The following is a 12751-nucleotide window of genomic DNA, read 5'->3' on the forward strand; positions in this document are numbered from 1 at the left end:
CCTTCAGCATTCACGCTGTTGTCAGTTCTACATCAGTTCCGGGGAAAATCGGAGAGCTTGTTTTGATAACAGTTTGAAAGTACCGCCCACAAAGGATTCAAATTCAAAAATATCAGAGAGCTAATGCTTTCAGCATCTTAGCAATCGGGCGGTGAACATCTGGCGCGCGTCGTTGCGATTCGGGCCAGACGGGCTTTCCGAAAATGGACTGTTCTGGCACTCGTGCTTCGATAACACGGCGTAAACGCTCGAATCTTGTGCTATGGACGGCGTGCTGCGACCTCAGTGGTGGATCAGGAAGAATAGGCCGAGGAAGGTAAGCACCATGCCATACCACCGTTCCAACCGGGCGGCGCGGGTTCTGACTGCGAGGGCGGCACCGGCGTATGCAAACGGAATGCTCCCGAGGGCGACCAGTCCTGCAACGCTCCAGGAGATGTGTCCAAGGTACCAGTGGACGGCAGTACCGGGGATGGACAGGGCGGCGGAGACAAGTAGCGAACAGGCAAAAGCGGTTTTCAGAGGAAGTTTGAGGACGCGGTTGTAAAGCGGCGCAAGGAGCAATCCGCCGGAGTTGGCGAGCAGTCCGGAGATAAACCCGACGAAGATGGCGATGGTTGCAGTGGTGAACCGACGATGAGAAATGCCGTTATTCACGTCGGTTTTCAGGCGGAAGAAAAAAGAAATTCCGAAAACGAGGATGAGAATTGCGGTGAGAATGAGCAGAGGTTCTTCGCCGGTTTTCTGAGACAGAAATGCGCCGACGATTGTAGCGGGTACCCCGACGAGCACGCCCCAGGTGACGATTTCCCAATCGACAAATTGTCTGCGCATGTACGCGATGGCAGCGATCAGCGTGGAGGGAAGAGTCGCCGGAAGAGGCGAAGCGACAGCGGTGTAACCGGGCAGCCCGATCCACTTCAAGAGTGGAGTGGCGACGGCACTTCCGCCTTTACCGAAGAGTCCGCCAAGAAAACCGATGAGAACACCAACGGCGAAGGTGGCGCCGTGCTGTGGAATGAGCATTCGGGCTGGTCGATCCTTAAGCTTGCAGCAGAAGTAGAGTAACAGAAGGAAACGGGATATTTGATGCGCGAAGGTGGTTAGACGGTGCGGTCGCTAATTAAGTATCTCGTCTGAAGTAATCTGGATTCACATCCCTAGCTGGCGACTAACGCGGTTCTGCAAAGATCAGGTAAAAGACCAGTGCGACTCCGAACATGGTGGTGGCGACGGAGACGAGCAGGATCAGTTTGCCGGAGCTTGCGAAGGTGCCGTGCGTGAGTCTGTGCTCGATTCGTTTATAGCGTGCGAGCGCGGCGATCATCAGTATGACGCCGAGGAGAATGGCGCCGCAGCCGAACCAAAGTGACATTCCGGTTGTCTTGATGTCGCTGCCTTGGACGGCGCCGAACTGGCGGAGCGCAAGGCCGAAGCGTGCCAGGGCGAATCCGAAGACAATGACGCCAATGGCTGTGCGAACCCAGGCGAGAAACGTACGCTCGTTTGCGAGATGGTCACGAGCACTTTGTGTGGATTCTGCCGGTGGCGATGCGGACAAGGTACCTCTCTCTCCAGCAAAACGTTCGCGAATATACGAAACCGAGAATGAACGGAACGTTGCATGGAGGGGCCACGAAAGAGAGTCACACGATTGAGCTCTTGGGTTCGCGCGTAAACGTACGCCAGGGATTCGTTGGTGAATTTTCCCGGGCGGAAAAGGTCCTTCGACGCACATGTAATCGCTGCGCGATCACCTGCTGCGTTCAGGAGGACAGTCTTGAGTTGTTATTCGCCGTTAGCGGCCGGGACTGCAGCGCCGTTGGGTTCCCACTGCGGCTGTTCGAAGACGACGCCGACGTCGCTGCCCTTTGTGGCTTGCAGGAGTTGGGCGGCATAGGCACGGTTGGCGACGATTTCGAGGTAGCCCATGCTGCCCCAGACGGCGAAAATTTCTCCGGCGGCGCCTTCGGCGAAGGTGTTGCGCACGCGTTTCACCTCGCCGCGGCCGATCATGATTTTGAAGTCTGGTGGAAGCTCCTGCGTCAGTTGCGGCAGGTCTTCCTGGCGGATGTTGGTGACGAGGTTGCCGAACTTATCGACCTTGAGGATGACGCCTTTCAGGGTGCGGTCGTTGATTCGTTTGACCTTGGGCGACGCGAAGCGGACATAATCGGTGATTTCGTCGCCGAACTTGGCGGCTTCGACACCTTTGCTGAGCCAGCCGGCGGTGGCGGCGAAGACGTCGCGGCCATGGAAGGTGCGGCTGGTGGGCTGCAAGAAATAGTGCTCGGCGGTGATGTGGCGCACGGAGATGCGTTCTTCGCGCTCGTAGACGAGGGAGAGCACGCCGTTGTCAGGCGCGATGAACATGTGTTTTTCAGTGGTGACGAGAATGGGGCGGCGGGCGGTGCCGACGCCGGGATCGACGATGACCATGTGAATGGAGTTCGCCGGGAAGTAACGATACGCGTGCGCGATGGTCAACGCACCGTCAAGAACGTCAAACGACTGCACCGAGTTGCAGATGTCGTGGATCTGCGCGTGGGGGTTGATGGTGAGGATAACTCCACGCATCGTTCCCACGAAATGATCGCTGGTGCCGAAGTCGGTGGTGAAGGTGACAAGGCGTTGGGACAAAACTTTCTCCGGAGTTAGGGGATGAGGGGAAGGTATCGCGGGGAGAAAGGGGAGTCAAGTTACGAACGAACCGAAGAACTTGAAGAGCGGGAGAACCGGACTAATCGAGCCATCAGGTCATCGTGCCATCGAAAAACAAATGGCACTTCGCACCGTCGCAGGACAGGAAAGCCCCACCCTTCGCGCAAAACGCGCGCGAAGAATGGGGCACCCACTGTTATCGCAGCTCGATATTGCCGGAGCTGGTATGGAGTTCGACGAGCGGGCCGCCGCCGTTTACTTTGCCGCGCATGCGGTGTTTATCCGTAGTGCCGCCGTTCATGGTGATTTGGCGGTTGATGCGGAGGTCGCCCGAGCCAGTCTGGGCGGCGAGGTCGAAGCGCGCCGTCTGGGGCAGCTGAATTCGGACGTCCCCGGAGCCGGTTTCCATGTTCCAGTCAGATGTGACGTCGCCGTCAGCAGTAACGTTGCCGCTGCCAGTGTGAATGCGCAGGCCGCCCTTCACGTTGCGGGCGGTCACGTCGCCCGAGCCGGTGCCGAGACGGACGGTGCCGGGACCGGTCATCGCCAGCGTGATGTTGCCGCTTCCGGTCTGGCCACTCACGTTGCCGTCGATGCCTTCGAGGATGACGTCGCCGCTACCGGTGTTGGCGCGGACGTCGCCGTCATTCTGCGAGACCTTCACGTTGCCGGAGCCGGTGCTGACGGTGAGCATCGACTTGAGGCTCTCGATCATTACGTCGCCGGAGCCGGAACTAGCTTTGAGCGTGGTCTCGTGCGGCACCCAGACTTCAAAGTCGATGGAGATGTTGCGGCGAAGGTCAGGGTCGTCGATGCGGCCGATATGGACGATGTTGCCGGTCTGCTGGATGGGCGGATTGGCCTCGATGCGCTTTACGCGGTCCATCACGTCGCTGACGCCGAACAACCAGCTGTGGTTGGCGTGAATGTGTCCGACGACGCGGATAGAAGCATTGTCGCCCTGGTGGACGGAGATGTTGCCGGAGCCGGTGGAGACATCGACCTGAGGAATGCCGGTGACTTTGAGCGTACGCTCGAAACGGCCCTCTTCGCTGGCGAAGGCCAGAGTGGTGAGGAGGAAAAATGCGGCGAGCGCAGGGAGAAGGAGATGCTTGTTTCGCATGTCGAAAAACCTCAGGGGCTAAAGCCCCAACTTTCCGATGTTTTAATTGCAGGCCAAAAAGCCTGCGCCACCCAGATCTGCATCTGGAACCGGTACGGCTGAAGCCGTGCCTCTTCAACGCGAATCAGTGAGCGGCGCGACTGAAGTCGACCCTGATACAACCACAGCCGACTTAAGCGCGGCCTGATACGAACCCACATCTGCCAACCGCGGCAGATGTGGGGCACGGGGACCTTGCGACATTAACTACTGGAGAACCACCTGCTGGCCTTCTTTCAGGCCGGCGAGGATTTCGGTTTTCGCGCCGTTCGAGATTCCGACCTGGACCGCGACTTTATCTTTGCCGTCCTTGCCCTTCGGGTCGGGGACTTCGACGGAGGCTTTCTTGTCGCGGTCGTAGATGATCGCGCCTTCGGGGACCATCAGCACGTTCTTGTGCTCTTCGAGGATGATCTCGGCGTTGGCGGTCATTGCGGCCTTCAGTTCGCCGCCGGGATTGTTGATCGAGACGCGAACTTCGAACGTGGTTACGTTATCTTTCTCGACGCCCATGGGCGAGATCTTCGTGACCTTGCCGTAGAAGGTTTTGTCCTTGAAGGACTCGACCTTGATGCGCGCGGGCTGTCCGAGATAGACCTTGCCGATGTCGCTCTCGTCGACCTTGCCTTTTACGTAGACCTCGTTGGTGTCGCCGAGGGTCATGACGAGGGTGGCGGAGGAGCCGAGGACCAGAATGGAGCTGACAGCGTCACCGACCTCGACGTCACGTGAGAGGACGATTCCGTCGATGGGGGCGACGATGGTCGTGTAGCTCAACTGCTCGCGAAGCTGGGCGAGGTTGGCGCGCTGGCGCTGCACGTCGGCGGAGGCCTGCGCGACCTTGGCCTTATTCACGGCTAGCAAGGCTCGAGCAACGTTTTGTTTGTTGACGGCGAGGTCGTATGCCTTCTGAGCGTTGTCGAGATCGGCCTGGCTGACAACGCCGTCCTTTGCCATCTGCACCGCACGTTCATAGGCGCGCTTCAGCATCGGGATATCGGGGCCTTCGGCGTCAACCTGGGAACGCTTGAGTTCGGCTTGCGCGGCGGTCAGGTTGGCCTCCGAGGACTGCAGTTGGGCTTCGCTGGCGCGAACGTTCGCTTCGATCTCTTCACGGTCGAGTTCGGCGAGGATCTGGCCGGCTTTTACCTTGTCGCCGGCGTCGACGTAGAGCTTCTTGACGATGCCGCTGGCCTTGGACTTGATTTCGACCTTGGTGATGGGCTCGACTTTGCCGGTAGCGACGACGCTCTTGGCGAGGTCGCCCTTTTCAACCTTGGCGAGCTTGCTGGGCTCGATCTTGGTGCCGCCGCTCTTGGCGGCAACGAGAACTCCAGCCAGGACAACAACCAATACGAGTGCGCCGCCAATGATCCACCACTTACGCGTCTTCTTCTTTCCGTTTCCGTTCGCCACGGCTGTTCTCCTCAACTGAACCGGGCCTGCTGGGCCCTATCACTCTTTACGCAAGTACCTGTCGGCTGGTTCCGTTATTCGGTGGAAAATCTTGTGCGAGCATTTACGCACATTGCCTTAGACCGGGGGCGAGGGAAAAGGAAAGCAGGGCGCGTAGATGTAGGGCACGGGGGAAAAGACGGAAGGAATATGTGGGAATCGGGATTGCGGGATACGGAGTTGCGACATCCTGTAGAATTTTCGCAGCATGGTTATGTATGTGCTGCTCCGGCTGATTGCCGTCATTCTGCTGGTGGCGCTGAATGCGTTCTTTGTGGCGGCGGAATTTGCGCTGGTCAGCGTTCGTTCGACGCGGATTGAGCAGTTGATTGCGGCCAAGCGGATCGGCGCAAGAACGGTCCAGAGACTCCACAACAATCTGGATTCCGTTCTCAATGGGGTACAGTTCGGAATCACCATAGCCAGCCTGGCTCTTGGCTGGGTGGGTGAAGCTGCTCTGGCTCACGTGCTGGAACCGGGGCTGCAGGGTATTCCTTACGCTGGCCTTTATGCGCATGGAATCGCGATTTTCGTCGCCTTTGGATCGATAACCTACCTTCACGTCATCCTGGGAGAGGTTGTTCCCAAGTCCATAGCCCTCCAAAAAGCTGAAAGGGTTGCGCTGACGGTAGCGGGGCCGATGGACGTGTTCATGACTATCGCGAGCCCGGCGTTGGCGATCATGAACCGGTCATCGCATCTTGTGTTGCGGCTGTTTGGCACACGCGAGGTGCGAGAGGGCGGGGTACACTCGGCGGAAGAACTGAAACTGATTGTTACCGCAAGCGGCCGCACAGGCGCGATTCCAAAGCTGCAGGAAGACATGATGCTGCACGCGCTGGACATGGAAACCATAACGGTGCGGGAAATCATGGTGCCTCGGCCGGACATTTTTTCTCTGCCCGGCGACATGACCCTGGATGAGGCCTATCAGCGCGTCGTCGACGAACAGCATTCGCGGGTGCCGGTGTACGACCCGGAGCGAGGGCCGGAGCACATCATCGGCGTACTGTATGCGAAAGACCTGATGCGGTGGATGCAGCGGCAGGTCATTCAGCACGAGACGGGAATAACACCGACGACGAGCCTGCGGGTGCGGCACATCATGCGCGAGGTCCTGGTGGTCCCGGAGACGAAAACGTTGCCGGATGTGCTGGGTGAGTTCAAGCGGAGGAAGCGGCACCTGGCTGTGGTGGTCGATGAGTTCGGGTCGACGGCTGGTGTAGTGACCGTTGAAGATGTACTCGAACAACTGGTGGGCGAGATCGAGGACGAGTTCGATACGGCACCGGAGGTGTTGCGGCCGGGAGCGACGGCAATGGTTCTCGACGGAGCAACGAATATTCGGGACCTCGAAAGCCAACACCAGTTGCGACTGCCGCGCGACGAAGGGTTCGAGACTCTGGCGGGATTCGTGCTGTCACGTCTGCAAAGGATTCCGAATCCGGGAGACAAATTGGAATACGAGGGACGGCGATACACGGTGCTTGATATGCAGGGGCATCGGATTGGGAACGTGAAGATCGAGCAAGTAGAGAAGGAGCCCGTGGCGCTTAGCCAATAGCGACATCGCGGGTACCTTCTTACCAGGGATTCTTCGGCTTCACCCTCGCGTACTGTTCCATATCAGCAGTCCAGTGAAGGAACCGCAGCAGCGGAATCTTCTCGCGCCACAGGAAGGAAACGAACTCCAGGAATCCAACCTTATGCATTTTCACTCCCGTGTAGGTCTCCAGGCGCCAGCGCAGGTATGGACTCCGCCATGGCGCGAGGTGATGCCCGCGAGTAGCGTTCCACAGGAACCGGAAGGTGTAGCGCATGAGGAAAGTATAAGGTACGAGGTGCGAGGTACGAGGCGAATACTGCTCAGGCTGATCCTCGCACCTCGAACAGGTACCTAAAGCCTACAGATCGTACTTCTTCATCAAATGCCGGAAGCTGCGATAGCTGAGTCGCAGCACTTCCGCCGCCTTGGTCTGGACCCCGTTGGAACGCCGCAGAGCCGATTGCAGCAGAGAACGTTCGATATCAGCAATGTAGCGCTCCAGATCGATCCCGTCCGGCGGCAACGCAATACCCGGCGCGCCGCCATTACCCGCCGCTGCCGCTGCGGCCCTTGCCTTTGGGCGATCCCCGGGAAGTTCGACGTGGAGTACCTCGGTCTGCTCCATTGCAACCGCTCGTTCGATCGTGTTTTCCAGAACGCGGACATTGCCGGGCCAGTCATAACCCTTCAGGACCTGCATGGATTCGGGAGCGATTTCGCGGACTCGCTTGCCCATTTGTCCCGCATATTTTTTCAGGAAATGATTCGCCAGGAGCGTGATGTCATCTTCGCGCTCGCGCAGCGGAGGTACACGCAGCGGAATCACGCTGAGCCGATAGAAAAGGTCTTCCCGGAACGCGCCTTCGGCGACCAGATGATCAAGATCCTTGTTGCTGGCCGCAACCACGCGAACGTCAACCGGAGTCTCCTGCAAACCACCAACTGCGCGGACCGTTCGTTCCTGCAGTACTCGCAGTAGCTTGACCTGCATCGAGAGCGACATCTCGCTGATTTCGTCGAGGAAGATTGTGCCCTCATTCGCCATCTCGAACAGGCCGCGCTTGTTCTGATTCGCGCCCGTAAAAGCACCTTTTACGTAGCCGAACAGTTCACTCTCGAGCAGCGTTTCGGGGAAAGCGCCGCAATTGATGCTGACGAACGAATTGCCCGCTCGCGGCGAGCAGGCATGAACGGCGCGCGCAACAAGCTCTTTACCCGTTCCGCTCTCGCCGAGGATCAGGATCGTGCTGGTCGTGGATGAAACGGTTCGGATAGTGTCCTTTAGCTTCTCGATCGCGGGGCTTTCGCCGATGATGTTGTCGAGCGAATTGCGGGCCGAAGCGTCTCGCACAAGCGCCGCATTCTGCAGTCGCATCGACTGCCGTTCCAGAGCGAGTTGCACGGCGGCGCGAACGTCGCCCGGAAGGCCCGCGCCGGACTTCCGGACGTAATGGAACGCTCCGGCGTTCAGAGCCTGGATCGAAGTATCCGCGTCGTCAACGGCGGTGATCATGATGACGAGCGTGTCCGGCGAAACGCGTCGGGTATGATGCAGCACATCCATGCCGTTCACGTCGGGCATCCTAATGTCGGTGACGACGACGTCATAGAGCGCGTTATCGATTTTGCTGATGGCCTGTTGGCCGGAATTGACCGTTTCGACGTGATGCCCGTCGCCACGCAGCATGATCTCCAGCATGGTGCAGATCGAGCGCTCGTCGTCACAGACCAGAATGTTCCCCATAGACCCTTTTCCTTAGTTGCCCGCGCGTACGAGTCCGTCGGCCTTCGCGCGTGCTTCGATGGCGTTTTCAGCGCGGGAGAACCGCAACAGGATTTCGGTTCCCTTCCCTTGTCCGGACTTCACTTCGATATCCGCATCGTGCGCCTGCACGATCTGATACACAATCGCCAAACCTAAACCTGTTCCGCCCTCGAACTCCGACTGAAACGGCTCAAAGATCTTTTCCAGGTGACGGTGCGAAATGCCGATCCCGGTGTCTCTGAAACTGACGCGCCACCCGTCGCCATCTTCGCTTACGGTGACGGTCAGCACGCCGCCGCTCGGCATTGCGCGCAGCCCGTTATCAGCAATGTTCCAGAAGACTTGTTTCAGCTTGTCGATGTCGCCGTAAGCCCACGCGTGCTCGACGTTGAATACGCGCCTGATTTCGATTTCTTTGTTGTGGGTTTCCGGGCGCCAGGGCATCGGCACTGGTGGACGATTCTCCAGCAACGTCAAAGTGTCTTGCAGAAGTGCGACCAGATCGACAACCCGCATCTGGAATTTCTTCTCGCGCGAGTAATCGAGGAAATCGGTGATGATCGCGTTCAGGCGGTCGGACTCGCGAGTCACGATTTCGACAAGTTTGCGCTGATCATCACTGAGAGTAGCAATACCCGAAAGCACCTTAACGGAGCCAGCGATTGATGACAGTGGGTTGCGGATCTCATGCGCAATGCCGGCCGCGAGTCGCCCGACGGCGGCGAGACGGTCGCGCATGCGGATTTCCTGCTCGAGACGCCGGATCTCGGTCAGGTCATCGAAAGTGTAGACCTGCCCAACGAGACCGCGGCCAGCAAGCCGCAGACCGGCAACCGTGACGGCGAAAGTTTTCTCTTCACCACCGGTCGCAATGGCGCGGACCTCGCGTCGCCAGAAGCCGCTCGTCTCGCTGGGAAGTGGATCGATGAAGAGTTCCTGAACCTGCCGTCCCTGCACTGTCTCCGGATTCAAACCCAGCAACCCGCAACCGGCGGGATTGATCAGCTTGACGTGTCCTTCGAGGTCGGTTGTGATCACGCCGCCGCTGATGGAATTGACGATATTGGCCTGCAATACCTGGAGGTCTTCGAGGGCGTCCTGCTTGTTGCGGAGTTCAACCCCAACCTGTCGCAGTCGGTTGGAGAGCCGGCCAGCGAGATAGGCGACGACAACGTACGCAAACAGGTTGATAAAGATGACCGCTTGTAGCGACTTTAGATCAGGCTTACTGGCGGAGAACGAAGGGATGAGTTCGAAGAACGAAAGTTCGAGAATTGCGCCGAAGAATATAAACGACAAGGCGGCCGTCAGATACGCCCATGACTGCGAGAGCAGGATACTGGCGAGAATGATGACGAGGGGAAACAGAAAATTAAAAGAGGTATCGATGCCGCCGGTGACATAAACAACCGCTGTGGCGAAAGCGAGGTCCGTGAGAACCTGAGCGCGTGCCTGGGTGGCAACATTGCGCCCAGATCGCAGCCAAACCATGTAGATGGCTGAGGCTACATACCAGGCGATAATGACGGCGATGAAAAGGGACTTGCTGACGCTGGTAGCGGTAAGCGTCGTGATCGCCAGTTCAATGGCGAGAAGAAACGTAATGATAATGACGCGGACTTTTACCAGCCATTCCAGCCAAGTCCGCTCATTGAATGTCGTTGCCATCGCTACCACGTTTCAGAACCGAGCCTGGGAAAACTCAGCCTGTCAAGACCCACATCTGCGAAAGGCGCAGATGTGGGTCACCAAAGATTGCTGCAGCGCTCTAGCCGCCGGCCAGTTTCGAGATCATCGAGAACAGCGGCATGTACAACGAAATTACGATGCCGCCGACAGCGACGCCGAGGAAACCGATCATGATCGGTTCCAACAGGGTCAGCATGTCTTTCGTCGCTGCATCGACTTCGTCTTCGTAGAAGTCGGCGATCTTTTGCAGCATTGCATCCATCGCGCCGGTAGCTTCGCCGACACCGATCATCTGCGTCACCATGTTTGGGAACACGCCACTCTCTTTCAGCGGGTCGACGATAGTGCGGCCTTCTTCGATGGCCTTTCGCACCTTCATCAGGGCCTCTTCGACAACCGCGTTGCCAGATGTTCGAGCGGTAATCGAGAGTCCTTCGAGGATCGGAACACCCGAAGTAATCAGGGTACCGAGAGTACGCGTAAAGCGTGCGACGGCGATCTTTCTGAGAAGAATGCCGAATACCGGCATCTTCAGCATGATGCGGTCGATGGTGAGTTTGCCCTGCGGGCTTTTGCGAATCTGCTTGATGGCAAAGAAGAACCCGACAACGCTGCCCAGCATGAGCCACCAGAACCGTCCGATGAAGTTCGACAGGCCGATCACGATTTGGGTGGGTGTCGGGAGCGCGACGCCCAATCCGACGAAGAGGTTGGCGAAGATCGGTACCACGAACTTGAGCAACGCGCCCACGATCAACACAGCCAATGAAATGACAGAGACGGGGTAGATGAGCGCCGACTTGATGGCCGATCTCAGTTTCACGGCTTTTTCAACGTAGGAGGAGATGCGCTGCAGAATAGTGTCAAGAATACCGCCGGTTTCACCGGCTTCGATCATGTTGGTCGTAAGGTCATCGAAGACCTTGGGGTATTCCCGCATGGCGTTGGCGAGGGTTGCGCCACCTTCCACCTTCCCTCGCACACCGTTGAGGCACTTCTGAAAAGCCTGGTGCTCCTGGTTGGCGGCCAGAATTTCGAGGCACTGCACGAGAGGCAGTCCGGCATCGATCATGACCGAGAACTGGCGGAAGAAGATGGCCAGGTCTTTCGTCGGCACCTTGCCGGAGCCGAATGTCGGAAGCGCGAATTCCTTGCCTTTTTCCTTGATCGTGCTCGGGGTCACGCGTTCGCGCCGAAGGTTCGCTGCCAGAACCTGCTTATTCTGAGCGACGCGTTCGCCTGAAACCTTCTCTCCGGCAGAGTTCGTACCCGTGAATGTAAATACCGGCATTCTGAACCTCCCTCAAATGGGGCCTTACGGCGGACGCAGGCCGCCGTTCCGTCTACCTGCGGGTCGCCACCGCGGGACCGCGATTCAAGCCTTGTCCGCGGTTGATCATGTCCTGCAATTCGTCCGGCATGGATGAGCGCTGCATAGCTGTTTCCAGTGTGATCTGTTTCTGGAAATACAACGTTGCGAGCGACTGGTTGAATGTCTGCATCCCGTACTTGTCCTGGCCCGACTGCATCGCTGAATAGATCTGGTGAATCTTGTCTTCACGAATCAGGTTTCGGACTGCGGGATTCGGCACCAATATCTCCATACACATTGCCCGACCCTGACCACCGATCTTGGGCAGCAGGGCTTGACACATGATGCCTTCCAGCACCAGCGACAACTGGGCGCGAATCTGCGGCTGCTGGTGCGACGGAAAGACATCGATGATGCGATTGATGGTGGAGGCGGCGGAGTTCGTGTGCAAGGTACCGAAAGTGAGGTGACCCGTCTCGGCAATTCGGAGGGCGGATTCAATCGTCTCCAAATCGCGCATTTCGCCGATGAGGACCACGTCGGGGTCCTCGCGAAGTGCGGCGCGAAGGGCGTTGGAGAAGCCCTTGGTATCGGAGTGCACCTCGCGCTGGTTCACCAGGCAACTCTTGTGCTGGTGGACGAACTCGATGGGGTCCTCGATAGTGATGATGTGGTCATGCCGCTCGGAGTTGATCTTGTCGATCATTGCGGCGAGTGTCGTCGATTTACCGGAGCCCGTGGGGCCAGTGACCAGGATCAGGCCGCGCGGCTTGTCACAAAGCTTGGAAACGATCGGCGGCAGGTTCAACTGGTTGAACGACTTGATTTCAAAAGGAATCACGCGGAACACGGCGGCGCAGGCGCCGCGCTGATTGAAGACGTTGGCACGAAAACGCGCCAGGCCCTTCAACCCGAACGAGAAGTCCAGTTCAAGATCTTCCTCGAAGCGGTGCTTCTGAGCATCGGTCATCACCGAGTACGCCAACTGCTTGGTTTCCGCCGGGTTCAGTGGCGGCAGGTCCAATGGCTGGAGATGTCCATGCACGCGTACCTGCGGCGGAGAATTCGTGGTGATGTGGAGATCGCTTCCATTCATCTCCAGCATTCGTTTCAACAAGTCACTCAGCGTTACTGGCATGATTTCCTCGTACAGAAGTTCCG

Annotated in this window: 11 protein-coding genes; 1 reads left to right on the plus strand and 10 read right to left on the minus strand. The window is 58.0% G+C overall.

Translation table 11 applies throughout. From position 1 onward, the window contains the following. Positions 1-282: 282 nt before the first annotated feature. From ROO76_13775 to ROO76_13795, 5 genes are all read right to left on the minus strand, one after another. A complete protein-coding gene (locus ROO76_13775; GenBank protein ID MDT8069230.1) occupies positions 283-1026 on the minus strand; it encodes a sulfite exporter TauE/SafE family protein in 744 nt (247 codons plus the stop codon). 145 nt (positions 1027-1171) lie between these two features. Continuing rightward, a complete protein-coding gene (locus ROO76_13780) occupies positions 1172-1561 on the minus strand; it encodes a DUF202 domain-containing protein (GenBank protein ID MDT8069231.1) in 390 nt (129 codons plus the stop codon). Between the two features lie 227 nt (positions 1562-1788). Further along, on the minus strand, positions 1789-2640 hold the full coding sequence (locus tag ROO76_13785; GenBank protein ID MDT8069232.1) for an SAM-dependent chlorinase/fluorinase: 852 nt from the start codon (positions 2638-2640) through the stop codon (positions 1789-1791). 217 nt (positions 2641-2857) lie between these two features. Next, positions 2858-3784: a DUF4097 family beta strand repeat-containing protein gene (locus ROO76_13790; GenBank protein ID MDT8069233.1), complete on the minus strand. Its 927-nt coding sequence runs from the start codon at positions 3782-3784 to the stop codon at positions 2858-2860. Between the two features lie 246 nt (positions 3785-4030). After that, positions 4031-5239 (minus strand): efflux RND transporter periplasmic adaptor subunit, encoded by a 1209-nt coding sequence (locus ROO76_13795; protein MDT8069234.1) that lies wholly within the window; start codon positions 5237-5239, stop codon positions 4031-4033. Between the two features lie 253 nt (positions 5240-5492). Here ROO76_13795 and ROO76_13800 point away from each other — a divergent pair, with 253 nt between their 5' ends. Further along, positions 5493-6842: a hemolysin family protein gene (locus tag ROO76_13800; protein ID MDT8069235.1), complete on the plus strand. Its 1350-nt coding sequence runs from the start codon at positions 5493-5495 to the stop codon at positions 6840-6842. 19 nt (positions 6843-6861) lie between these two features. On the opposite strand, the gene ROO76_13805 is transcribed toward ROO76_13800, so the two are convergent. From ROO76_13805 to ROO76_13825, 5 genes are all read right to left on the minus strand, one after another. Continuing rightward, positions 6862-7098: a hypothetical protein gene (locus tag ROO76_13805; protein MDT8069236.1), complete on the minus strand. Its 237-nt coding sequence runs from the start codon at positions 7096-7098 to the stop codon at positions 6862-6864. A gap of 84 nt (positions 7099-7182) precedes the next feature. Beyond that, a complete protein-coding gene (locus ROO76_13810; protein MDT8069237.1) occupies positions 7183-8568 on the minus strand; it encodes a sigma-54 dependent transcriptional regulator in 1386 nt (461 codons plus the stop codon). Between the two features lie 12 nt (positions 8569-8580). After that, entirely contained in the window at positions 8581-10257 is a 1677-nt protein-coding gene (locus tag ROO76_13815; GenBank protein ID MDT8069238.1) for an ATP-binding protein, read from the minus strand. A 100-nt stretch (positions 10258-10357) separates the two neighbouring features. Continuing rightward, the gene (locus tag ROO76_13820) at positions 10358-11569 is read right to left on the minus strand and encodes a type II secretion system F family protein (GenBank protein MDT8069239.1); all 1212 of its coding nucleotides are present in this window, start codon (positions 11567-11569) and stop codon (positions 10358-10360) included. Positions 11570-11621: 52 nt separating this feature from the next. Beyond that, positions 11622-12728, minus strand: a complete 1107-nt coding sequence (locus ROO76_13825; GenBank protein MDT8069240.1) for a type IV pilus twitching motility protein PilT — start codon at positions 12726-12728, stop codon at positions 11622-11624. Between the last annotated feature and the right edge of the window lie 23 nt (positions 12729-12751).

It is taken from the genome of Terriglobia bacterium (genome assembly GCA_032252755.1).
Classification (GTDB): domain Bacteria; phylum Acidobacteriota; class Terriglobia; order Terriglobales; family Acidobacteriaceae; genus JAVUPY01.

Excerpts from the sequence above, each read along its gene's own strand:
- ROO76_13775 (MDT8069230.1), bottom strand. The coding sequence starts at position 1,026 with ATGCTCATTCCACAGCACGGCGCCACCTTCGCCGTTGGTGTTCTCATC.
- ROO76_13790 (MDT8069233.1), bottom strand. The coding sequence starts at position 3,784 with ATGCGAAACAAGCATCTCCTTCTCCCTGCGCTCGCCGCATTTTTCCTC.
- ROO76_13800 (MDT8069235.1), top strand. The coding sequence starts at position 5,493 with ATGTATGTGCTGCTCCGGCTGATTGCCGTCATTCTGCTGGTGGCGCTG.
- ROO76_13805 (MDT8069236.1), bottom strand. The coding sequence starts at position 7,098 with ATGCGCTACACCTTCCGGTTCCTGTGGAACGCTACTCGCGGGCATCAC.
- ROO76_13810 (MDT8069237.1), bottom strand. The coding sequence starts at position 8,568 with ATGGGGAACATTCTGGTCTGTGACGACGAGCGCTCGATCTGCACCATG.
- ROO76_13815 (MDT8069238.1), bottom strand. The coding sequence starts at position 10,257 with ATGGCAACGACATTCAATGAGCGGACTTGGCTGGAATGGCTGGTAAAA.
- ROO76_13820 (MDT8069239.1), bottom strand. The coding sequence starts at position 11,569 with ATGCCGGTATTTACATTCACGGGTACGAACTCTGCCGGAGAGAAGGTT.
- ROO76_13825 (MDT8069240.1), bottom strand. The coding sequence starts at position 12,728 with ATGCCAGTAACGCTGAGTGACTTGTTGAAACGAATGCTGGAGATGAAT.